This is a genomic window from Burkholderia sp. SRS-25, from assembly GCF_004343765.1.
Classification (GTDB): domain Bacteria; phylum Pseudomonadota; class Gammaproteobacteria; order Burkholderiales; family Burkholderiaceae; genus Burkholderia; species Burkholderia contaminans.
On sequence record NZ_PTXM01000016.1, the window covers coordinates 34,724 to 56,187 of the forward strand.

Consider the following 21,464-nt stretch of genomic DNA (forward strand, 5'->3'; position numbering starts at 1 on the left):
GCGCGTGCCCTGTCATCTTCTGCCCAGACAGATAAATAAACGAGTGCTTAACCTAGACATGGGGCCTCCGCGCACATCAGCTGTCCGCTTCGTCGTCGGGTTTCGGGCAACCGGTCGCACCGGGCCCGTTGGCGATGAAGCGCTGCAGCAGGCCGGTGAGCGTCACGAGCTCGTCGGCCGAGAAACCCTCGAGCTGCGCGTTGAGCGCGTTCGCGATCAGCGACGGCAGCGCCCGGGCGGCTTCGGCGCCGCGTTCGGTCAGCGTCAGCTCGATCATCCGGCGGTCCTGCTCGCTGCGCGAGCGGGCGACCAGCCCCTTGCGTTCGAGCCGGTCGAGCATCCGCGTCATCGACCCGCTGTCGTACGACATCTTGCGGGACAGCTCGAACGGCGTGCGCGCATAGCCGCGCGACAGCAGCAGGATCACGCCGATCTGCTGCGCGGTGAGGTCGTGCGGCTCGAGTGCACGGTCCATCCGCTCGACGAGCGCCTGCTTCGCCTTCGACAGGTAATAGCCGAGGCTCGTTTCCAGCGCGATGTTCTCGGGATCGTAGAGGCCGCCGGTCATGCGATTGCGCGCGCAGCAATAGTGCGTTTCGGATTTGGACGCGCCCAGTATCTTGAAAATTGATTGCATAGTCAATATTATTTGAGGCAACCAGTTACGACGTGCATGTTGCACTGCCGGAGACTATGTTCTGACCGATGCGCCCGCGCTGCGGGCACCCCGAGGATGTTCGCGATGCTGTTCCTGAAAAATGCCGCCGGCGCGCTGCGCCGCAACCTGACCGATACCGCTCATCATGCGTTTTCCGGGCCGCACCGCGGCTGGAAGATCGCGCTGTACGTGACGATGCTGGTGGTCCCGGGCGGCTCGCTCGCGGCGCTCGGGTTCGCATGGTTCGATCATCGCCGGCAGCGCAACGCGAAAGACGGCGGGCGCCGCACGGGACAACCGGCCGCGACGGAGCCGTCGACATGGCGATCCGCCGCCGAACCGCTCCCGCTGCCCGCGCGCTGCCACTGACCGCGCGCGTCTCCCGCCTTCCTGACTGCCCCCGGCTGAGCGCCGGCCGCGCCCCGCACGGCCGGCGTCGCGCCCCCCGGCTTCCCGTCAGCGAGCCGTAATGGCCGGTAAACCGGCCGCTCGCACCGGTAACACATTCCTGTCCCCGCGCACCGTACCCTTGGGGCTGCGCAGCTTTCCCGCCGTCAGTTACCATTTGTCCGCCAGCGGCACGACGACCGCATCGCGCGACGCCGCTCGCCGGACGTCGCGCCCAGACAGGAAAACCACCATGCCGTACGCCTCCCTCCCGCGCGCCGTTCGCCCGCTGAGCGCCGCCGTCGCCGTTGCGACCGCCGTGCTGCTCGCCGGCTGCGCCGTCGGGCCCGACTATCACCGGCCCGACACGTCGATCCCCGCCGCCTACAAGGAAGCGCCGGCCGGCTGGAAGGTCGCGCAGCCCGCCGACCGCACCGACCGCGGCGCTTGGTGGACCGTCTACAACGATCCGCAGCTCGATGCGCTGATCGGCAGGCTCAACGCGTCGAACCAGACCATCGCGCAATCGGCGGCCGCGTACCGGCAGGCGCGCGCGCTCGTCACCGAAGCGCGGGCCGCCTATTTCCCGACCGTCGGGCTGACCGCGTCGGGTTCGCGCGCCCGCACGCCGCGCACGTCGGTGTCGTCGGGTTCGTCGTCGAGCTTCGGCGGCGGCTCGTCCGGCTCGATCAACAACAGCTACAGCGTCGGCCTCGACGCGAGCTGGGAACCCGACCTGTGGGGCAAGGTGAGTCGTACCGTCAGTGCGCAGCGTGCCGGCGAAGCGGCCGCCGCGGCCGATCTCGCGAACGCGCGGCTGTCGCAGCAGGCGCTGCTCGCGCAAACCTATTTCCAGCTGCGCACGTCCGATGCGCTGCAGAAGCTGCTCGACGACACCGTGAAGTCGTACGAACAGTCGCTGAAACTCACGCAGAACCAGTACGCGCAGGGCGTCGCCGCGCGCGCGGACGTGATCCAGGCGCAGACGCAGCTGCAGAGCGCGCAGGCTGCGTCGATCGACAACGGCGTGGCCCGCGCGCAGTACGAGCACGCGATCGCGACGCTGATCGGCGAACCGGCGTCGACCTTCTCGCTGCCGCCGAATCCGCTCACGGCCGAGCCGCCGATCACGCCGGTCGACGTGCCGTCCGCGATCCTCGAGCGCCGGCCCGACGTCGCGGCCGCCGAGCGCCGTGCGGCGGCCGCGAACGAGCAGATCGGCGTCGCGATCGCCGCGTTCTTCCCGACGCTCACGCTGTCGGCCACCGGCGGCTTCCAGAGCTCGGTGTGGTCGCAGCTGTTCACGCTGCCGGCGCGCTTCTGGACGGTCGGCCCGCAGCTCGCGGCCACGCTGTTCGACGCGGGGCTGCGCGCCGCGCAGACCGACGCCGCGCGTGCGACCTACGACCAGGACGTCGCCGCGTACCGCCTCGCGGTGCTCACCGCGTTCCAGGACGTCGAGGACAACCTCGCGTCGCAGCGTATCCTCGCGCAGGAAATCGACGTGCAGCGGCAGGCCGTCGACAGCGCCGAGCATTCGCTCGCGATCGTCACGAACCAGTACAAGGCCGGCACGGTCGCCTACCTGAACGTGCTGACCGCGCAGACCACCGCGTTCACCGCGCAGCAGAAGCTTGCGACGATCGCCGGGCAGCGGATGACGTCGTCGGTCGGGCTCGTGAAGGCGCTCGGCGGCGGCTGGAACGTCGCGGAGATGACGCGCGAGAACGGCGACATGGCAGCGCCGGCACCGGTGCCGGCGTCCGGTGCGGCCGCCCCCGCGGCCACCGCACCGTCGGTCGCCGCGCCGCTCGCGCAGAAGTAGGAAGGAAAGGGCGACGCGCGCGTCAGCGCTGCGCGTCGCCGAAGATCAGCGACACCTCGTTGTTCCCGATCGGGTGGCCGAGCAGGTTCAGCAGCCCCGCGAGGTTCGCCTGCTGCTCGGGCACCGAGTGCGCGGTGCCGCGGAACGAGCCCTGCCCGGGGCCGAAGCTGCCGTGGCCGTCGAGGAACAGCGGGCCCTGCGTCGTCGACAGGTCGAGATCGGCGCCGGCCCCCTTCGCCTGCAGCACCGCGCGGTACGAACCGAGCGGCTTCACGCGCGAGACGCGCGAACTCATCGAGTCGATCGTCACCGTCAGCTGGCCGAACGCATTGTTGCCGATCAGGCGCCAGTCGCTCCAGCCGAGCCGCACGTCGCCCTGCAGGTCGAGCGTGTTGAACGGCGTGCCGAGCCCGGCGAGCAGCGACGCGGGCACGGCCATCGTGCCCGCCGACAGCACCGCGCCGCGCCACGTCGCATCGAGCGTGACCGCGTCGGGCATCGCCTCGGTCTGCCGCATGCGCATCTGCACGCGCCCGGTCAGCAGCGGCCAGAAGCCCGTGGTCCATTCGACCCGGCCGGGCAGCAGCGTCGCCGCGCTCTGGTCGGCTCCCGGCGCCAGCATCAGCGTGCCCGAGCCGTGCCACAGCGACCCGTCGGGATCGACGAGATTCACGTGCCCGCCGGTCGCACGCGCGAACTGAGGCGCAATCCATGCGGCCGGCGCGAGCGCGACGAGCGTTACCGCCGTCGCCAGGGCGCCCGCCAGTACCCACGGCAATGCGGTGGCGAGCCGCTTCAATCCCGGCCTCATCGGCCGACCGCCACTTGCTTCATCCACTGCGTCATTTCTGCGTAGACGGTTGCATCACGGCCGTCAGGTCGACCTGGCCGTCGTCCTTCAGCGCGGTGGCATGCGCCTCGCCGACCTGCACCTTGAACTGCCGGCGCGCATCGTCGAGCCACTGCGTCCACGCCGGGAACGACACGTTCTTCATCTGGATCTGCACGCCGTTGCCGACGATCTGCACCTGCGCACCCTGCAGCCCGTGATCGGACAGCGACGCGGTCAGCGCGTCCTTCAGCGCGAGGCCGGTCGGCGCCACGCCCTGCGCGGCGGCCGTCAGCGACTTCGCCTCGTTCGCCTGCGCGGTCATCTGCGCGAGCTCGCGACGCATCGTCGGCAGCTCGCGCTGGATCCGCGCGCGGCCTTCCTGCGCGGGCGACCACAGCACCGAATACGCGATCGCGACCGCCAGCACGGCGCCGCCCCAGCCGAGCAGCGTCTTTTCGCGCTGGGAGCGCTCGCCCCAGAACTGGGCCAGCGTCTGGTTCAGTTGTTCGGTCTTCATGAGCGGCTCCGGATCGTCCATTTGCCCGTATTGCTGTCGACTTCGCCGGACAGTCCGTTACGCGCGAGGCGCTGCGTGAAATCGGGATCGACCTTGACCTCCGGCTTGAAGCCGACGTCGAGCCGCCGGTCGTGATAGTCGAGCGACGCGATGCCGTTCAGCGGCAGCGCACCCATCGAACGCGACAGCCCGCTCGACAGCGCGAGGAAATCGTTCGGCGACAGCTCGCCGGCCGCGAGGCGCAACTGGTCGAGCTGGCGCTGCATCTGCGCGGGCGGATCGAGCACCGTCGTCGTCTTCGGGAACGCGGACAGCAGCGTTTCGGTAATCTGCGCGGACAGCGCATCGCGCTCGCGCGACAGCTTCCACCAGTGCAGGTTCATCCCGATCACCGCCACGCCGAGCGTCGCCGCGACGAGGGCGAGCGGCACGCGCAGGCGCTTCACCGTCGCGCGGTCGAAGCGCCACGGCTGCGATTCGAATTCGAACTGGCACAGGTCGAATTTCTCGGTCAGCGCGCGCCGCGCGAACGCGTCGAACGACAGCGGCGCGGCGCCCGGCAGCAGCGGGCCGCCGTCGGCGCGCCCGACCGATGCGAGCCGCGGCTCCGCGCCCGGTTCGCCGAGTTCGTACAGTTCGACGTCGCCGCCGCCCGCGAGCGCGGCCAGCGTGCCGGCCGCGCGCGACGCGGGCGCCGCGAAGCCTTCGCCGAGCGCACCGCGCGCGACCGCGAGTTCGAGGCGCGGCGCACCGGCTGCAGCTGGCAGCGCGCCGGCCTCGACGAGTACCGGCTCGACCGATGCCGCAAGCCCGAGCACCGCGGCCACCGTGGCCGGACGGGCGGGCGGCGCCTCGACGGCGTCGGCAACCACCGCGGCGGCGTCGACTTCGCTGTCGGCCGGCGCGGCGGTGACGTGCGGCGCCGGCAGGCAGCGGGTCGCGGGCACCGCGCTCAGGTGCCGGTGGCCGGCCGCGGTGAACGCTTCGCAGATCGTGCGGAACCACGCGCGATCGACGACGGCCAGCACGCGGCGCCCGTCGGGCAGCGCGTCCGGATCGAGCGCGATATGGCAGCCGAGCGGATCCTGGATCAGTTGATCCTCGACGATGTTGGGCAGCGCCTGGCGCAGCTTCGGTCCTTTCAGCGGCGGCACGGTCGCGGCCAGCAGCAGCACGTCGCGCGCGGCGACGATCAGCACCGTCGCATTCGCGCGCGGCAGCAGCGCCAGCGCGGCGCGGCCGGCGCGCTGCACATGGCCGGCCTTGTCGACGAGCGTGAACGGCAGCTCGGGCCACTGCCATTCCTGCAACGGCACGGCAGGCTCGCGCGGCGGCAAAGAAACAATCAACGTGCTCACAAGAGCTCCTCTCCCGATTGGCGTCGTTATAGCTGGTCGCGAATGCGCACGACCCGTGTCGAGTGCGTGGTCGGATCACGATACACGAGCGAGGTGCGATCGACCTCCGCGCGTTCGTGCTGGATCCGGCCATGCACGATGAAATAGCTCGAATTGACGTCGATGACGCTCGAGTCGAGCGTCACGTTCGGCGCACCGGCGCCGCGCAGCGCGAGCTGCACGTCGCCGACGTTGCGGAAAAACACGGTTTCGCGGCGCGACACGAGCGCCTGCGCGGACGACACGCTCATCCCCGGCATCAGCGCCGCGATCACCTCGGCCGGCGCCGTGTTCATGTTCACGGGCGTCGTGGTCGGCAGCACGGTGACGAACGGGCGCAGCCGCGCGACCATCTCGGGCGTCACGCCGTCGACGTCGAGCAGGCTGTCGACGCCCGTCATCATCAGCGGCGCGGGCCCGCGATCGCCGCCCGTCATGCCGGGATCGTCGGTTAAGCCGCCGCCGCCTTGCTGATCGGTCGTCACCGGCGCGGTGACCGGCGGCGCCGTGCCGCCACCCGGCAGCGTCGGCATCTGGAAACGCGTCGCCGAATTCAGCAGGCTCGCGCGCACCTGCAGCGCGATGCGCTTCGCGAGCGCGCCGTCGTAGCCGAGCGTCGTCAGCAGGCGCTGGAACGCCTGGACCTGCGTGACGTTCAACTGCAGCACGCCGGGCGCCGGCGACGCCACGAGGTTGCGCAGGTTGAACTTCGCCTGCGCGTCCTCGATCGAGCCGGAGATATAGGTGTCTTCGCCGCCGGTGTCGTTGGGCGCACCGATCCGGCCGAGGAAGTCCGACAGTTTCGTCTTCGCGATCGGCACGCCCCAGATCCCGCCGAGATACGTGATGCCGGGCGCCGTGTCGCCTTCGGAACGCAGGATCATCCGCGTCCAGTCGAGCGCGCCGCGCGCGACCCACTGCGCCTGCGCGATCACGCGCTGGTTCTCGATCCGGCGGATCTGCACCTGCTGGCGCCACAGCATTCCCGAGACGAGAATCGCCGACAGCGCGACGACCAGCAGCGCGGTGATGATCGCCGCGCCGCGCTGGCGGCCGCGTGCCCGTGCGCGACCGGCGGCACGGGCAACCAATAACGAGCGGTGAGGGCGCGCGCGCATCGTCATTCCCCGACGAGGAAGATGCGCGTGACCGGCACGCGCAGCGACGTCGCGCCGATGCTGACCTGCAGCCCCGTCACCGCGCGTGCAGGCGGCGCGTTGCCGATCTGCGGCACCTTGAGCGCATCGTTGTTCTGCGCGAGCGCGTCGTTGGCCGTCTGCAGGTTGGTGGTCCAGCCCACGCGCGGCACGTACAGCTTCGCGTCGATCGCGCCGACACCGCCCATCAGCGCGACCCAGCTCCAGCCTTCGACGCTGCTGTCCTTCAACATGTTGCGCAGCCGGTTCGCGTCGTCGATCGGCGGCGATGCATAACGCACGACGCGCCCGCCGGCGATCCGGTAGCGCACCACCTGCAGCCGCGGCGCCACGCCCGGCACCTCGAGTTCGCGGACGATCTGCAGCGTATTGCCGGCCACGCCGATCGCCGGCTGGCCGGCCTCGTCGTCGGTCGCGGCGAGCCGCGCGTCGATGCGCATCTGGTCGAACATCTGCGCGAACACGCGTTCGTCTTCCATTGCGGCCGCGACCTTGTCGCGACCGCGCATGATCTGGTCGAGCCCGCGCCACGCGAGAATCGCGACCACCGCGAGGATCGCGATCGCGATCATCAACTCGATCAGCGTGAAGCCGCGGGCGGGGCGGGCGAGCGGGCGTCGCATCGGCGCGTCAGAGCGGACGGCTGGTTTCATTCGCGACCACCGTCACCATTTGCGCGAGCACGCCGGTGTGCCCGGGCATGCTCACCGAAATCCGCACGCGCCGGAACACCGGGTTGGGTGTGGTGCTCACGCGCTGCGTGCAGACGAGCTGCACGTTGCCTTGCGAGCAGTCGAAACTCTGTTCGCCGACCTCCGGCCACGCATGCGTGAGCCGCATCTGCGCGAGCGCGTTGTCGGCGCTCCAGCCGGCGAGCAGGCGGCGATGAAGATCGGACGCGTTGGTCGCCATCGTGCCGACCGCGCGGATCGACGCGGCGAGCGCGACCGCGATGATCGCGAGTGCGACCAGCACCTCGATCATCGTGAAACCGCGCGATGAAGAAACGGAAGAGGGCAGGCGACGACGCATCGTCATTGCACCTCGTAGCGGCCGTTGCCGGTGCTGACGATCGTCGCGCTGCCGACAGCCGAATGCAGCGTCACGCGCACCGGCGTGTCGATGCTCTCGGTGCCGAACACGACGCGATTCGCATGCGTGTCGGACCCCGGATAGTCAATGTCGGCGCCCGTGACGCCGCCGTCCCAGTCGCGCGGGCGCAGCAGGTCGTCGCGCAGCGTGCGCCAGCCGTCGGGCGAGCTCACGTCGAAACGGAAGCCGTGCGCGGTCGGCTGCCACGCGATCGGCCGGGCACGCACCTGCGCTTCGTCGCCGGCCGTCTCGAACAGCAGCGCGATGCGCTGCGCTTCCTCGCGCAGGTCGGTGCGCGGATTGCGCGTGAGCGACAGCGACGCGAGCGACACGAGCAGCCCCGCGATCACGAGCACGACCAGCATTTCGAGCAGCGTGAAGCCGCGCGCGCGATGACGCCGCGCGCCATGCAACGCCTGCCCGCCGTCGGCACGCACCGGCGCGGACGAAGCCGCGCCGCGACGCACACGGCAATCGCGGCCGCAGCGGGAGGTCGTGCGAGTGGCGAGCATGAAGAAGGGAGCGAAGCGTCGGGCCGGTCAGTGAGCGCTTATTGCCACGAACCGATGTCGGTGTCGTTGCCTTCGCCGCCTTCCTTGCCGTCGGCGCCGTAGCTGAACACGTCGATCTCGCCGTGCACGCCCGGGTTCAGGTACTTGTAGCCGTTACCCCACGGATCGTTCGGCAGGCGCTCGAGATAGCCGCCGTCCTTCCAGTTGTTCGGGATCGGATCGGTGGACGGCTTCTGGATCAGCGCGTTCAGGCCCTGATCCTGGGTCGGGTAGCGGCCGTTGTCGAGACGGTACAGCTTGAGCGCCTGCATGATCGTGCCGATGTCCTGTTTCGCGGCGATGCGGCGTGCCTCGTCCGGGCGGCTCATGATCTTCGGCACGATCAGCGCCGCCAGGATCCCGAGGATCGCGACCACCACCATGATCTCGATCAGCGTGAAACCGCGCTGACGACGCACGGCCGCGTTGCGGCGAGTGATCCACGTTTGCATGACTGACTACCTCTTTCCAAAAAATGTCGTGGGTTGAGTGACGCGCCCGGCGCACCGGACGATTGCCTGACGGCAACCTTCCGAACCCGCGGGCGCGGAGCACGCATTGTAAGGCGCGCATTGCCGAGGGCTTTCACCCAACGCAAATTTCATATACATCCGTACAATAGCGCGCATGAACGCGCTCTCGATCCGGATCCTCTCCCTAGCCCTCTTCGCGGGTTTGTGCGCGACGGCCACCTACTGGGTCGTCACGCTGTCCGCCCGCGAAGCGCCGCTGCCCGCCGCCGCCGCGCGGCTGCCGATCCGCACCGAGGACGCCGCGGCGCTCTTCGGCGGTCAGCTCGACAAGAATCCCGTGCAGGACATCCACCTGTTCGGCATCCTCGCGCTCGACCATGGCGGCGCCGCGATCATCGGTGTCGGTGGCGAACCGCCGCGTGCCGTGTCGCTCGGCGCAGACGTCACGTCTGGCGCGAAGCTCGCCGAAGTCCGCCCCCGCTCGATCATCGTCGAGCGCAACGGCGCCCGCACCGAAGTCCAGCTGCCCGCCAACACGCCGTCCCCGGCGATCTACGTGCGCTGAAGCCGAAGGCGACGGCCCGACCCGCGGTCAGGCCGTCACTGCACCATGTTGTTCAGCTCGATGATCGGCAGCATCACGGCCAGCACGATCACGAGCACGATGCCCCCCATCGCCAGGATCAGCAGCGGCTCGAGCAGGCTCGTCAGGAACATCGTGCGACGCTCGAGCTCGCGCGCTTCGCCTTCGGCCGCGCGATCCAGCATCGTCGTCACGTCACCCGTCGCTTCACCGGAACGGATCAGGTGCACGAGCACCGGCGGAAACGTCTTCACGTTGTTCAGTGCGCGCGACAGCGCGGAGCCTTCGCGCACGCGCACGATCGCGTCGTCGATGTTCGCGCGCATCGCGCGGTTCGACAGCGTCTCGCCGGCCGCCTGCAACGCGCGCAGGATCGGCACGCCCGCCGCGGTGAGGATGCCGAGCGTGCTCGCGAAGCGCACCGTGTTGTAGCCGCGCACGAGCTTGCCCGCGAGCGGCGCGGTGAGCACCCAGCGGTCGAACGCGAGGCGCGGCCCGTCGCGCGACAGCGTCGCCTTCACGAACCACACGACGAGCACGACCGCGATCAGGATCGCCCACCACCAGTGCCGCACGAAATCCGACAGCGCCATCATCACGATCGTCAGCAAGGGCAGTTGCTGCTTCGTGCTCGCGAACACGTTGACGACCTGCGGCACCACATAGCTCAGCAGGAACGTGACGATGCCGAATGCGATCAGCGTGACGATCCCCGGATACGTGAACGCCAGCAGGATCTTCTGCTTCAGCGCGTTGCTCTGCTCGATGTAGTCGGCCAGCCGCGACAGCACGATGCCGAGCTTGCCGGTGTGCTCGCCGGCCGCGACGAGCGCGCGGTAGATTTCCGGGAAGTCACGCGGATGCTGGCCCAGCGCATTCGCGAGCGAATGACCGCCGAGCACCTCGGCGCGGATCGCGGCCATCAGTTCGCGGATGTAGTCGCGCTCGGCCTGCTCGGTCAGCACGCCGAGCGCCTCGTCGAGCGGCAACCCGGCGATCAGGAGGCTCGCGAGCTGGCGCGTAAGGATCGCCTGTTCGCGCTGCGACAGCTTGCGGCCGAACGCGAGCCGCTGCGACCGCGCTCCGCGCGTCGCGCTGGCGGCCGGCTCGACGACGAGCGGCGTGAGCCCCTGCGTACGCAGTTGCCCGCGCGCGGCGCGTGCGCTGTCGGCATCGATGACGCCTTTCTGCGCGCGTCCCGCCGAATCGATTGCTTCGAAACGGAATGCCGGCATCGCGCTATGCGCCTCCCGTCACGCGCAGCACTTCCTCGAGCGACGTCGCACCGGACGCGAGCCAGCGCTCGGCGTCGTCGCGCAGCGTGCGCATCCCTTCCGCCCGGCCGGCGGCGAGAATCTCCGCGTCGGCCGCGTTGCGGTGAATCAGCGAGCGGATCGACTCGTCGACCAGCAGCAACTCGTACACACCGCGCCGGCCCGAATACCCCGAATGCCCGCACTTGTCGCAGCCGACCGGATGCCACACGGTGCGGCCTTCTTCCTGGCGTTCTTCCTTGCAGACGGGGCAGAGCTGCCGCACCAGCCGCTGCGCGAGCACGCCGAGCAGCGACGACGCGAGCAGGTAGGGCTCGACACCCATGTCGGTCAGACGCGTGACGGCCGAGGCCGCATCGTTCGTGTGCAGCGTCGCGAGCACGAGGTGGCCCGTCAGCGACGCCTGCACCGCGATCTGCGCGGTTTCGAGGTCGCGGATTTCGCCGATCATGATCACGTCCGGATCCTGGCGCAGGATCGAGCGCAACGCACGGGCGAAGGTCATCCCGATCCGCTCGTTCACCTGCGTCTGGCCGATGCCGCCGAGGTCGTATTCGATCGGATCCTCGACGGTCATGATGTTCGTCGTCGCGGTTTCGAGCCGCGACATCGACGCATACAGCGTGGTCGTCTTGCCCGAACCCGTCGGGCCCGTGACGAGCACGATGCCGTGCGGGCGCGCGATCAGCTTGTCGAACTGCACGAGCGTGTCGCGGCCCATCCCGAGCGCTTCGAGGTTCAGCCGCTGCGCATCCTTTTCCAGCAGACGCAGCACCGCACGCTCGCCGTGCCCGGTCGGCAGCGTCGATACGCGCACGTCGACCGGCCTCCCGCCGACGCGCAGCGTGATGCGGCCGTCCTGCGGCAGGCGCTTCTCGGCGATGTCGAGCTGCGCCATGATCTTGATCCGCGAGATCAGCGCGCCGTGCAGCGCCTTCTTCGGGCGCACGACGTCGCGCAGCGTGCCGTCGACGCGAAAGCGCACGACCGACGCATTCTCGAACGGCTCGATGTGAATGTCCGACGCCTGTTCGCGTGCAGCTTGCGTGAGCAGCGCGTTGATCATCCGGATGATCGGCGCGTCGTCTTCCGACTCGAGCAGATCCTCGACTTCGGGAATGTCCTGCATCAGCCGCGACAGGTCGACTTCGCCTTCGACCTCGCCGACCACCTGCGCGGCGCTGCCGTCCTGGCGTGCGTACGCATGGTTGATCGCCTGCGCGAGCTCGTCGGCCGGCACGCGATGCACGGAGATCGAGCCGAAGTTGCGCGCGATTTCCGCGAGCGCGGCATCGCTCGTGCGTTCGCTGATCCACACCTCGAGCGTGTCGTCGAGCTGGTGCGCGATCAGCACCTGGCCGCTCTTCGCGAAGCCGTACGGCAACAGTCGCGCGGCGAGCGGCGACGGCGGCTGCCGTTCGCCCGGCGCACCGTCGTGGGTGGAAGAGGCGTGCACGTCGCTCACTGCGACGCTCCCGGCGTGGCCGTCAGCGGCTGTTGCGGCACGGCTTGCTGCGGCACGCTCTGCGGCTGCGCGGGCGTCGCTTCAGGCAACGGCTGGGCCGGCACCGGCGCGACCTGGCGCTGCAGCTGCTGGCGACGCATCTTGTCGAGATCGAACAGGTTGCCCGCGGCCGTGCCGCCCTGGCTCGGGCCGATCGGCATCGGCGGGACGACCGGATCGTCCTTGTCACGAATCACGTTGTTGTCCGACTTGTACGCCCCCGTCACGCCCTGGATGTAGTCGTAGCGGTTGGACGTGACTTCCTGCGCGGTACTGCGATCGGAGATGATTACCGGGCGCAGGAACACCATCAGGTTGGTTTTCTGGCGCACCTTCGATTCGGAACGGAACAGCTGGCCGATCCACGGGATGTCGCCGAGCAGCGGCACCTTGCTGTTCGACACCTGGTAGTTGTCCTGCATCAGGCCGCCGAGCACGATGATCTCGCCGTTGTCGGCCAGGATCGTCGACTGGATCGAGCGCTTCGTGAAGGTCGGGCCGGTCTGCGCGCTCGTAGTGCCCGCGACGACCGCCGAATCCTCGGTGTAGAGCTGCAGCTTCAGGATCCCGCCGTCGGTAATCTGCGGCTTCACGTGCAGCGTCAGGCCGACGTCGCGACGATCGTAGGTATTGAACGCGTTGTTCGTATTGCCGCTCGTCAGGTTCGAATACGAACCGGTCGCGATCGGCACGTTCTGGCCGACGACGATCTTCGCTTCCTCGTTGTCGAGCGTGACCAGGTTCGGTGTCGACAGCACGTTCGCGTCGCTTACGCCCGCGAAATACTGCAGCAGTGCACCGAGCCCCTGCACGCCGAACATGTTGTGCAGCCAGCCGATATTGAGCCCTTGGGTCAGCGACCCGAGGTTGGCGGCCAGACCGCCTCCGGTGATGCCGCCGGCAGCGTTGGTCACACCGCCCGCCGTCAGGTTGACGATGCTGTTGCCCAGGCCGGCCGTGGGGTTCAGGTTCGTGCCACCGAGGAACTGGCCGCTCGCCACCTGCCACTGGATGCCGAGGTTGCCCTGCGTGTTCGAATTCAGCTCGACGATCAGCGCCTCGATATAAACCTGCGCACGCCGCGCATCGAGCTGGTCGATCACCGAGCGCAGGTTTCGGTACACCGGATCCGATGCGGTGATGATCAGCGAGTTGGTCGCCGCATCGGCCTGGATCATCCCGCCGGGCTGGTTGTCGTCGCCCTTGTCCTTGTCGCCGCCGAGCAGGCCGCCGCCGCCGAGCCCGCCGCTGCTGGACGTGCCGCCGTACGACGACGAGGACGACGAGCCGCCGAGGCCGCCCGACGGCAGCGGCGGGGTGCCCGACGTGCCGGTGGAGAAGTTGCCGCTCGACGACGAGCCGCCGTTCTGGTTGAAGCTGTTCGCATCGTTGGACGACGCCGACGAGCCGCTGTCGCTGCCGCTGCCCTTGCCGAGCATCCCGCGCAGCGTCTTCGCGAGCTTCACCGCATCGGCGTTGCGCAGCGGCACGACGTGCATGTTGCCGGGCACCGCGCTCGGCGCATCGAGCTGCTGCACGAGGCGCTTCGCGGCCGCGAGGCGCGACGCGCTCGACGCGCGCAGCATCAGCGAGTTGGTCCGCGGGTCGGCCGTGACCGACACCTTCAGCGTCGCGTCGCTGTTGCCGATCGCGCCCGGGTCGAGCATTTTCTGCAGCTGCGCGGCGAGATCGATCGCGTTCGCGTTGCGCAGCGGCACGACCTGCACCTGCGCGCCCGCGGCGCTGTCGACGCCGGCGATGATCTGCGCGATGCGCCGCACGTTGTCCGCATAGTCGGTCACGACGATCGTGTTGTTCGCCGGATAGGCGGTGACCGTGTTGTTCGGCGAGATCAGCGGCCGCAGCACGGGCAGCAGGTTGTTCGCCGATTCGTTGTGCAGCTCGAACACCTGCGTGATCACCTGGTCGCCGCGCGCCTGCGGCGCATTGCCGACGTAGGTCGGCACGCCCTGCAGTTTCGCGTCGGCCTCGGGCACGACCTTCAGCACGCCGTGATCCTGCACGAGTGCGAAGCCCTGCATGCGCAGCGCCGACTGCAGCGTCTTCAGCGCCTGGTCTTCCGGCACCGGCCGTTCGGCCACGAGGTTGAGCTGCCCCTTCACACGAGGGTCGACGATGATGGTCTTGCCGGTTGCGGCGCCGATCGCCTTGGCGACCTGGTCGATATCCGCGTTCACGAAATTGAGCGTGACCTGAGCGTAGGCGGCCTGCGAGACGATGATGCCGGCGACGATCAGAGTCGTGGCGACACGCCGCATAACGAAGCGATTTCTTGTCATGGATGAATGGGTCGATGCCGGCTCAGGCCACTTCCGGCGGTAGTGCTGGGATCCAAGTCCGAAAGAGGCGACATTAGCAGTTTTTCATGTCCGAAATATCACATTGATCCGAGGACTGTCTCACATACGACATGTATCCGGCGAATCGTATGCAATATGTAAGATTCGGCGCTATTCCCGGCATGCCGGCCATCGCCCCCGTTTCGCGATGGACCGACACGGAAATGCGGTATAACCGGGCGGCCGTATTCCTGTATGTCGCAAGCTGACGGACTGTCGGTATGATACGGGCGGCACGATTCTCGCCGCACGAATAACAGGCACGGGTTTTCCCGACCCTCACGCATTTTCTTGTCGATTTCGCACCATGAACAGACGGTTCGTTTCGATCGTGTTGATTGCCGCCGGCGCGTGTTTCGCCAGCGCGAACGCTCGCGCGGACTGTTTCGACGAAGCAGCTAAATATCAGCAGGTCAATCCGCTGATCCTGCGCGCGATCGCGTGGCAGGAGTCGCGCAACCGGCCCGGCGCGCTGAACAAGAATACGAACGGCTCGGTCGACTACGGCCTGATGCAGATCAATTCGATCCACCTGCCGACGCTGTCGCGCTATGGAATCGGCCGCGACACGCTGATGGAGCCGTGCAAGAACGTGTACATCGCCGCCTGGCATCTCAAGCAGAAGATGAACCGCTACGGCAACACGTGGCAGGCAGTCGGCGCCTATCATTCGGAAACCCCGTCGCTGCGCGACAAGTATGCACGGCAGATCGCCGGCATCCTGACGCAGTGGAAACTGCTGCCGCCCGTGCAGTGACCCCGTGCCGCAGCGCGGCCTGGCGCCGTAGCGGCCGGCCGGCGCGCGTTTGATGCACAATGCGGATCTCACGCCGCAATTTCGCCCGTCCGCGGGACGATCGCGCCCCTGAAGGGCGTCGCGGCCGCTTTTTCAATTTTTCCGTTGGTGCATATCGCTATGAATCCGGCAATGAACCAGCCGTTGCCCGTCACCGTGCTGTCCGGCTTCCTCGGCGCCGGCAAGACCACGCTGCTCAATCACATCCTCGCGAACCGCGCGGGCCTGAAAGTGGCCGTGATCGTCAACGATCTCGCGGCGGTCAACATCGATGCATCGCTCGTGCGCGACGCGCAGGCGCTGTCGCACGTCGAGGAACGCCTCGTCGAAATGTCGAACGGCTGCATCTGCTGCACGCTGCGCGACGACCTGCTCGTCGAGATCCGCACGCTCGCGTCGGAAGGCCGTTTCGACGCGATCATGATCGAATCGACCGGCATCGCGGAGCCGATGCCGATCGCCGAAACCTTCACGTTCGTTGACGACGACGGCACGTCGCTGTCGACGATCGCGCGGCTCGACACGCTCGTCACCGTGGTCGACGCGTACAACTTCCTGCGCGACTACGGCTCGGACGATGCGCTCGCGACGCGCGGCATCGCCGCATCGGAGGAGGATGACCGCACGCTCGTCGAGCTGCTGATCGAGCAGATCGAATTCTGCGACGTGCTGGTGATCAACAAGGCCGATCTCGTCGCCGAGGACGACCTCGCCCGCCTGCAGCACATCCTCGCGCGACTCAACCCGCGCGCGCACCAGGTCGTGTCGACGTTCGGCAACGTGCCGCTCGACGAAGTACTGAACACGGGCCGCTTCGATTTCGACGAAGCCGCGAACGCGCCGGGCTGGCTCGCGTCGCTCGATCACGATCACACGCATTGCGACGACCCGGACTGCCATGACGAACATCATGCGCACGTGCACGGCGAAGCCGACGAATTCGGCATCGGCAATTTTGTTTACCGCGCGCGCCGGCCGTTTCATCCGGCGCGACTCTGGGCGCTGCTGCATCAGGAGTGGCCGGGCGTGCTGCGCAGCAAGGGCTTCTTCTGGCTCGCGACGCGCAACGACATCGCGGGTTCGCTGTCGCAGGCGGGCGGCGTCTGCCGGCATGGCCCGGCGGGGCTTTGGTGGGCGGCGCAGGATCGCGCGGAATGGCCGGACGACGACGAGCTGCTCGGTGAAATCCGCGCCGAATGGCACGGCGATCTCGACGATCGCGCAGTGGGCGACCGCCGGCAGGAACTCGTGCTGATCGGCATCGCGCTCGACGCGGATGCATGGCGCGCGAAGCTCGATGCGTGCCTGCTGACCGATGCGGAATTCGCGCTCGGCGCGGCCGGATGGCACGCGTTCGACGATCCGTTCCCGGCGTGGGATGTCGATTCCCACGACGACGACGATCACGGCGACACGCAGATCGTGCACGCGTAACGCGTTGTAAAAACAACCGTTAAATCTTGCAAGAGGGGCGCGGACTGTGGCGAAAATGCCGCGCGCGCCCAACAAAAAACCCGCCTCACGGCGGGTTTTTCTTGGAACAGGCGCTGGTTTAACGCTTGTTGACGGCGTCCTTGAACGCCTTGCCAGCCGTGAACTTGACCGTCTTGGCTGCCGGGATCTTGATGGTTTCGCCCGTCTTCGGGTTGCGGCCCGTACGTGCTGCGCGCTTGCCCGAACCGAAGCTGCCGAAGCCGATCAGCTGAACCGCATCACCCTTCGACACGGCCTTCTTGATGACTTCGAGCAGCGTGTCCAGCGTTTCGCCGGTTTGAGCCTTGCTGGCGCCCGTTTGGGCGGCGACGGCGTCGATCAGTTCCTGTTTGTTCATTAAGGTTCCTTTATCAGGTTAGGTTGACACGAACAGCGCGAACGCGCCGATTATACGTGCGCGAACCGTGCCGTCGAGAGTCAGACTCCGACGACACAGCGCCGAATCCTGGCCCGCGCGACGCGCCCTCCGGTGAGCCGGTGGCCACCCCGCGGTACGGCGTTGCTATGATAGCGCAGCGCAAACCCAATAACGACAAGGGTTTCAAAGATTTTCATCGGTATTTCGCCGAATGAATCATCGACTGCCCGGTTTTTGACCAGCGCCAACCGGACAGGATACGCAGCGCGGTCCGCCCGTGCGCCGCGCCGTTGGCTTTTTCCAACGACCGGTCGGACGGCCCCGCGCAATCCCTTGCCAGGCTTGGCTGCCACGTTTTTTGTTTCGCATGACCGACCGACTTGTTCCCGCCACGCTCGCGCTTCGCGACGACGGCACGCTCGCCTCGCCCGAGTTCGGCGATCTCCACCGCGGCGCATCCGGCGCGCTTGCGCATCGCATGTTCGTCGCGGGCAACGGGCTGCCGGCGCGCTGGCAGGGCCGCCGCACGTTCACGATCGTGGCGACCGGATTCGGCGCCGGCAGCAGCTTCCTCGCGGCCTGGGCCGCATGGCGCGACGATCCCGCGCGCTGCGAGCGGCTGCATTTTGTCGCAGTCGAGCCGCATCCGTTCGTGCGCGACGACCTGCGCCGTGCAGCTTCCCATATCGTTGCGGACACAACCATATCGGCGGATGTCGATGCACTTGCCGACGCGTGGCCGATGCTCGTACCGGGCCTTCATCGACTCGAATTCGACGAAGGGCGCGTGGTGCTCACGCTCGCGTTCGGCGATGCAATCGACATGCTGGGTAAGATCGTCGCGCGCGCCGACGCGTTCTGTCTCGACGGCCTCGCGTCATCGAGCGACGCGGATCTTCAGTCGGCCGATCTGGTTCGCGCGCTCTCGAAAATCGCCGGGGAACACGCCACGTTTGCAGCGCATGCGAGTTCCGACGCGTTGAAACACGCGCTCGGCAAATCGGGTTTCACGTATCGCGAAGTCGACGATCTGCTCGTTGGCGAATATGCGCCGCGCTGGCGCGCGCGCCGGCACGAGCCGCCGCTCGCCCTGCCTGTTGCGACGCGCCGTGCGATCGTGATCGGCGCGGGGCTGGCAGGCTGCGCGGTCGTCGAACGTCTGGCCGCGCGCGGCTGGGAAGTCACGCTGATCGAGCGGCACGAGCGGATCGCGAGCGACGCGTCGGGCAATCCGGCAGGTGTATTCCATCCTTTGATGACACGCGACGACAACGTCGCGAGCCGGCTCACGCGCGGCGGCTTCCTGCATGCGATCGCACGCTGGCGCGCACTCGAACGTGCTGGCCACGCATTCGCGCGCAGCACGCACGGGATGATCCATCTCGCGGAATCCACTGACGACTTCGAACGGATGCGCGAGGCATTCGATGCGTTCGGTGCACCATCCGACTATGTGTCGCTGCTCGACGTCGAGGCCGCGCGCGCGCATCTGAACCTGCCGGTCGCGCAGGGCGGCCTGCTGTTTCCGCACGGCGGCGCCGTCTGGCCGGCCGGCCTTTGCGCGGCCCAATACGCGGCGGCCGGCGAGCGCGTGCGCTTGCTCGCGTCCACCCGCGTTGCCAAACTCGAACGGCGGGGCGACGCATGGCATGCACTCGACGATGCGGGCGGCACGCTGGCAGAAGCGCCTGTCGTCGTGGTCGCGAATGCCGGCGACGCCGCGCGTCTCGCCGGGCTGCAACATGTCGTGCTGCAACCGGTGCGGGGTCAACTCACGTTGCTGCCGGCCGGCTGCACGGCACCGCTGCCGTGCCCCACGATCGGCGACGGTTACGCGGTGCCGCTCGGCGACGGCACGCTGCTGATCGGCGCGACGTTCGAACCCGACGACGTCGATCCCGCGATGCGGGCGGCCGGCCACCTCGAAAACATCGAGCGCGTACGGCATCTGCTACCGGGCCTGGTCGGCGACCTGCCGGATCCCGACACACTGCGCGGCCGCGTTGCGTTCCGCTGGGTCGTCGGCGACCGCCTGCCGCTGCTCGGCCCGCTCGCGGACGAAGCAGGCGCCATCGCCAATGCTCGCGCGCTGAGCGGCGCGCAGGCGCGCGACCTGCCGCGCATGCCCGGGCTCTACGGCGCATTCGGCTTCGGCTCGCGCGGCCTCGTATGGGCGGCACTCGGCGCCGAACTGATCGCGTCGCAACTCGAAGGCGAGCCGTGGCCGCTCGAGCGCGAACTCGCCGATGCCGTCGACCCCGCACGCTTCCTGATCCGCGCATTGCGCGCGCGCCGCGTCGGCCAGGCCGGTTGACCGCTCACCCGAGCCGCTCACAGTTTCCCGACTTTTTCGCGCAAGGTTATCCACTCGACGCTGTGGATAACCGCGCGAAATCCGCACGCACTTCGTGTGTAATCACAGTGGACGTAAACTGGGCAACTCGGCACAGCTGTGAAGCGGCCCAAAAGTTGCTCAACTCAAACCTCTGTGCGCGAACAGCCTGTGCAACCGGTTATGGTTTCGCCAACACGTTGATCCATCAGCGTAAACCGGAGTTATCCACAGAACTGTGGGTCCTTTGTTAACTTCTACTACGTATATATACAAGTAAACCTTTGAAACCAAAGACCTGTGGTGCCGCACAGCGCCGCGAGTCGATTCAATGGGTTCCAGACCGAAAAAGCTGTGGCACAATCGGTTTCCTTCGCGTTCATCCGGCCAGGCGCCGGACATGCTTCAATGGAACGGTCGGCACGATTTCGAATCTGAATCTTCGAGACTGCGCAGTCCGTTCACACACCAGGCCGACAATCCAGATCGGCAACCTGAACGACTTTCCGCCCTGTGGCGGAAAAGGCGGATCCCATGTCCCGCCGTCGTCGACACAACAATCACATTCGGGGCGATACCCAGCCGGCGCGCATCCATTTCTGACGCTTGACCCCGCGTCGCTGGCGGTCGCTTCCAAAGGAGAAGTCACCACGATGAAGTCGGCGTTCTCATTCCTGCCCAACTGGCCGCTTACGCCGGATGCCGTGTTCTGGGCCGGGCTCGCGCTGTTCGCGGCCGGCCTGTGTGGCGAGCTTTGCTATCGCGCATGGCGTCTGCCTCGCATCACCGGTTATGCGGTGATCGGTCTCATCGCCGGATCGTTCGGATTCGGCGTGATCGATGCCAGCACCGACGAAACCTCACGGTTGCTGATCGACGTCGCGCTCGGCCTCTTGCTGTTCGAGCTCGGCAGCCGTCTCGACCTGCGCTGGATCCGGCGCAATCCGTGGCTCATCGCGTCGAGCCTCGCCGAAGCCACGCTGACGTTCGTGCTGGTGCTGTTCGTGATGCTCGCGCTCGGTGTGTCGGGGATGGTCGCGTTGGTGCTGTCGGCGATCGCGATCGCGACGTCGCCGTCGATGGTGATCCAGCTGAAGACCGAACTGCGCGCGGAAGGGCAGGTGTCGCAACGCCTCATCACGCTCACCGCGCTCAACAGCGTCTATGCGATCGTACTGACCAAGCTCGTGACCAGCTGGCTCCACCAGGAAGCGTACGGCAACGTTTTCGCGACGATCCTGCAGCCGCTCTACCTGCTCGCGGGTTCGTTCATCGTCGCGTATGTCGTTGCGCGCTCGTGCAACTACCTGTTCCGCCACATGACTGCAACGATGCGCGACGAGCATTCGTTCGTTGCGTTGTTCGGGCTCGTGATGCTCGCGATCGCCGTTGCCCAGGCGCTGAAGCTGTCGACGCTGCTCACGCTGCTGCTCGCCGGCATCATCGTGAAGAACCTCGAAGCGCGCCCGCAACTGTGGCCCGAGCACTTCGGTACCGCGGGCTGGCTGCTGACGGTGACCCTGTTCGTCCTCACGCTCACGTCGTTCACGTGGGGCGACATCGCGCTCGGCGGGCTGCTCGCGATCGTGCTGATCGTCACGCGGCTCGTCGCGAAGCTGGCCGGCGTCGTCGCGTTCGCGAAGCCGAGCGGCATCGGGATGAAGCAGGGCATCGCGCTCGGCATCGCGCTCACGCCGATGTCCGCGCTGTCGTACCTGCTCGTCGACGACACCTACCAGCTCTATCCGAATTTCGACCCGCACCTGCGCGCGATCGTGATGTGCACGATCGTGATCCTGCAGCTCGTCAGCCCGTTCATCGTGTACCGTTGCCTGTCGGCGGTCGGTGAGCGCAGCGACGGCAACTGATTCCGG

General features: G+C 67.7%; 20 protein-coding genes. 7 read left to right on the top strand and 13 right to left on the bottom strand.

From position 1 onward, the window contains the following. Nucleotides 1–76 precede the first annotated feature (76 nt). Nucleotides 77–568: a MarR family transcriptional regulator gene (locus tag C5O79_RS22230; RefSeq protein WP_046550079.1), complete on the bottom strand. Its 492-nt coding sequence runs from the start codon at nt 566–568 to the stop codon at nt 77–79. A 174-nt stretch (nt 569–742) separates the two neighbouring features. On the opposite strand from C5O79_RS22230, the gene C5O79_RS22235 reads away from it, so the two are divergent. Both C5O79_RS22235 and C5O79_RS22240 read left to right on the top strand, forming a co-directional pair. Next, nucleotides 743–1,027 carry a multidrug ABC transporter ATPase gene (locus C5O79_RS22235; protein ID WP_122474484.1) on the top strand — a complete coding sequence of 95 codons (285 nt, stop codon included), beginning with the start codon at nt 743–745 and terminating at the stop codon, nt 1,025–1,027. 271 nt (nt 1,028–1,298) lie between these two features. Then, nucleotides 1,299–2,870: an efflux transporter outer membrane subunit gene (locus C5O79_RS22240; RefSeq protein ID WP_122473435.1), complete on the top strand. Its 1,572-nt coding sequence runs from the start codon at nt 1,299–1,301 to the stop codon at nt 2,868–2,870. Between the two features lie 22 nt (nt 2,871–2,892). Here C5O79_RS22240 and C5O79_RS22245 read toward each other — a convergent pair whose 3' ends face one another. From C5O79_RS22245 to gspG, 8 genes are read right to left on the bottom strand one after another with little or no spacing between them, the layout of a single operon-like run. Beyond that, the gene (locus C5O79_RS22245; RefSeq protein ID WP_122473436.1) at nt 2,893–3,681 is read right to left on the bottom strand and encodes a type II secretion system protein N; all 789 of its coding nucleotides are present in this window, start codon (nt 3,679–3,681) and stop codon (nt 2,893–2,895) included. 31 nt (nt 3,682–3,712) lie between these two features. Next, on the bottom strand, nt 3,713–4,219 hold the full coding sequence (locus C5O79_RS22250) for a type II secretion system protein M (RefSeq protein WP_046550080.1): 507 nt from the start codon (nt 4,217–4,219) through the stop codon (nt 3,713–3,715). Beyond that, nucleotides 4,216–5,577, bottom strand: coding sequence for a type II secretion system protein GspL (gene gspL, locus C5O79_RS22255; protein ID WP_122473437.1), 1,362 nt, complete (start codon nt 5,575–5,577; stop codon nt 4,216–4,218). Before gspL ends, C5O79_RS22250 begins: the two co-directional genes overlap by 4 nt. Before the next feature lie 26 nt (nt 5,578–5,603). Then, entirely contained in the window at nt 5,604–6,734 is a 1,131-nt protein-coding gene (gspK, locus tag C5O79_RS22260) for a type II secretion system minor pseudopilin GspK (RefSeq protein WP_046550053.1), read from the bottom strand. 2 nt (nt 6,735–6,736) lie between these two features. Next, nucleotides 6,737–7,426, bottom strand: coding sequence for a prepilin-type N-terminal cleavage/methylation domain-containing protein (locus tag C5O79_RS22265; protein ID WP_081421161.1), 690 nt, complete (start codon nt 7,424–7,426; stop codon nt 6,737–6,739). After that, nucleotides 7,404–7,805, bottom strand: coding sequence for a type II secretion system minor pseudopilin GspI (gene gspI, locus C5O79_RS22270; RefSeq protein WP_122474485.1), 402 nt, complete (start codon nt 7,803–7,805; stop codon nt 7,404–7,406). Before gspI ends, C5O79_RS22265 begins: the two co-directional genes overlap by 23 nt. Nucleotides 7,806–7,807: 2 nt before the next feature. After that, entirely contained in the window at nt 7,808–8,377 is a 570-nt protein-coding gene (locus C5O79_RS22275) for a GspH/FimT family pseudopilin (RefSeq protein ID WP_046550054.1), read from the bottom strand. A gap of 38 nt (nt 8,378–8,415) precedes the next feature. Next, a complete protein-coding gene (gspG, locus tag C5O79_RS22280; RefSeq protein WP_011350483.1) occupies nt 8,416–8,868 on the bottom strand; it encodes a type II secretion system major pseudopilin GspG in 453 nt (150 codons plus the stop codon). Nucleotides 8,869–9,043: 175 nt separating this feature from the next. Between gspG and C5O79_RS22285 the strand changes: the two genes are divergently transcribed. Then, entirely contained in the window at nt 9,044–9,454 is a 411-nt protein-coding gene (locus C5O79_RS22285) for a type II secretion system protein N (protein WP_046550055.1), read from the top strand. 35 nt (nt 9,455–9,489) lie between these two features. Here C5O79_RS22285 and gspF read toward each other — a convergent pair whose 3' ends face one another. From gspF to gspD, 3 genes are read right to left on the bottom strand one after another with little or no spacing between them, the layout of a single operon-like run. After that, nucleotides 9,490–10,707, bottom strand: coding sequence for a type II secretion system inner membrane protein GspF (gene gspF, locus C5O79_RS22290; RefSeq protein WP_046550056.1), 1,218 nt, complete (start codon nt 10,705–10,707; stop codon nt 9,490–9,492). A 4-nt stretch (nt 10,708–10,711) separates the two neighbouring features. Continuing rightward, nucleotides 10,712–12,202: a type II secretion system ATPase GspE gene (gene gspE / locus C5O79_RS22295; protein ID WP_311766414.1), complete on the bottom strand. Its 1,491-nt coding sequence runs from the start codon at nt 12,200–12,202 to the stop codon at nt 10,712–10,714. A 5-nt stretch (nt 12,203–12,207) separates the two neighbouring features. Then, entirely contained in the window at nt 12,208–14,550 is a 2,343-nt protein-coding gene (gene gspD / locus C5O79_RS22300) for a type II secretion system secretin GspD (RefSeq protein WP_124473525.1), read from the bottom strand. Between the two features lie 367 nt (nt 14,551–14,917). On the opposite strand from gspD, the gene C5O79_RS22305 reads away from it, so the two are divergent. Then, nucleotides 14,918–15,367 carry a lytic transglycosylase domain-containing protein gene (locus tag C5O79_RS22305; RefSeq protein WP_046550058.1) on the top strand — a complete coding sequence of 150 codons (450 nt, stop codon included), beginning with the start codon at nt 14,918–14,920 and terminating at the stop codon, nt 15,365–15,367. A 159-nt stretch (nt 15,368–15,526) separates the two neighbouring features. Next, a complete protein-coding gene (locus C5O79_RS22310; protein ID WP_131931763.1) occupies nt 15,527–16,840 on the top strand; it encodes a GTP-binding protein in 1,314 nt (437 codons plus the stop codon). Nucleotides 16,841–16,958: 118 nt separating this feature from the next. Here C5O79_RS22310 and C5O79_RS22315 read toward each other — a convergent pair whose 3' ends face one another. Further along, complete coding sequence (locus C5O79_RS22315; RefSeq protein ID WP_006401505.1) at nt 16,959–17,237, bottom strand: HU family DNA-binding protein; 279 nt, start codon at nt 17,235–17,237, stop codon at nt 16,959–16,961. Between the two features lie 388 nt (nt 17,238–17,625). Here C5O79_RS22315 and mnmC point away from each other — a divergent pair, with 388 nt between their 5' ends. Both mnmC and C5O79_RS22330 read left to right on the top strand, forming a co-directional pair. After that, on the top strand, nt 17,626–19,572 hold the full coding sequence (gene mnmC, locus C5O79_RS22320; protein ID WP_131931765.1) for a bifunctional tRNA (5-methylaminomethyl-2-thiouridine)(34)-methyltransferase MnmD/FAD-dependent 5-carboxymethylaminomethyl-2-thiouridine(34) oxidoreductase MnmC: 1,947 nt from the start codon (nt 17,626–17,628) through the stop codon (nt 19,570–19,572). 671 nt (nt 19,573–20,243) lie between these two features. Then, nucleotides 20,244–21,458, top strand: coding sequence for a cation:proton antiporter (locus C5O79_RS22330; RefSeq protein WP_039351502.1), 1,215 nt, complete (start codon nt 20,244–20,246; stop codon nt 21,456–21,458). Nucleotides 21,459–21,464: the final 6 nt, after the last annotated feature.

What these genes read in the sequence shown, in the direction of transcription:
- C5O79_RS22230 (WP_046550079.1), bottom strand. Translation starts at nt 568, where the DNA reads ATGACCGGCGGCCTCTACGATCCCGAGAACATCGCGCTGGAAACGAGC.
- C5O79_RS22235 (WP_122474484.1), top strand. Translation starts at nt 743, where the DNA reads ATGCTGTTCCTGAAAAATGCCGCCGGCGCGCTGCGCCGCAACCTGACC.
- C5O79_RS22240 (WP_122473435.1), top strand. Translation starts at nt 1,299, where the DNA reads ATGCCGTACGCCTCCCTCCCGCGCGCCGTTCGCCCGCTGAGCGCCGCC.
- C5O79_RS22245 (WP_122473436.1), bottom strand. Translation starts at nt 3,681, where the DNA reads ATGAGGCCGGGATTGAAGCGGCTCGCCACCGCATTGCCGTGGGTACTG.
- C5O79_RS22250 (WP_046550080.1), bottom strand. Translation starts at nt 4,219, where the DNA reads ATGAAGACCGAACAACTGAACCAGACGCTGGCCCAGTTCTGGGGCGAG.
- gspK (WP_046550053.1), bottom strand. Translation starts at nt 6,734, where the DNA reads ATGCGCGCGCGCCCTCACCGCTCGTTATTGGTTGCCCGTGCCGCCGGT.
- C5O79_RS22265 (WP_081421161.1), bottom strand. Translation starts at nt 7,426, where the DNA reads ATGAAACCAGCCGTCCGCTCTGACGCGCCGATGCGACGCCCGCTCGCC.
- gspI (WP_122474485.1), bottom strand. Translation starts at nt 7,805, where the DNA reads ATGCGTCGTCGCCTGCCCTCTTCCGTTTCTTCATCGCGCGGTTTCACG.
- C5O79_RS22275 (WP_046550054.1), bottom strand. Translation starts at nt 8,377, where the DNA reads ATGCTCGCCACTCGCACGACCTCCCGCTGCGGCCGCGATTGCCGTGTG.
- gspG (WP_011350483.1), bottom strand. Translation starts at nt 8,868, where the DNA reads ATGCAAACGTGGATCACTCGCCGCAACGCGGCCGTGCGTCGTCAGCGC.
- C5O79_RS22285 (WP_046550055.1), top strand. Translation starts at nt 9,044, where the DNA reads ATGAACGCGCTCTCGATCCGGATCCTCTCCCTAGCCCTCTTCGCGGGT.
- gspF (WP_046550056.1), bottom strand. Translation starts at nt 10,707, where the DNA reads ATGCCGGCATTCCGTTTCGAAGCAATCGATTCGGCGGGACGCGCGCAG.
- gspD (WP_124473525.1), bottom strand. Translation starts at nt 14,550, where the DNA reads ATGACAAGAAATCGCTTCGTTATGCGGCGTGTCGCCACGACTCTGATC.
- C5O79_RS22305 (WP_046550058.1), top strand. Translation starts at nt 14,918, where the DNA reads ATGAACAGACGGTTCGTTTCGATCGTGTTGATTGCCGCCGGCGCGTGT.
- C5O79_RS22310 (WP_131931763.1), top strand. Translation starts at nt 15,527, where the DNA reads ATGAATCCGGCAATGAACCAGCCGTTGCCCGTCACCGTGCTGTCCGGC.
- C5O79_RS22315 (WP_006401505.1), bottom strand. Translation starts at nt 17,237, where the DNA reads ATGAACAAACAGGAACTGATCGACGCCGTCGCCGCCCAAACGGGCGCC.
- mnmC (WP_131931765.1), top strand. Translation starts at nt 17,626, where the DNA reads ATGACCGACCGACTTGTTCCCGCCACGCTCGCGCTTCGCGACGACGGC.
- C5O79_RS22330 (WP_039351502.1), top strand. Translation starts at nt 20,244, where the DNA reads ATGAAGTCGGCGTTCTCATTCCTGCCCAACTGGCCGCTTACGCCGGAT.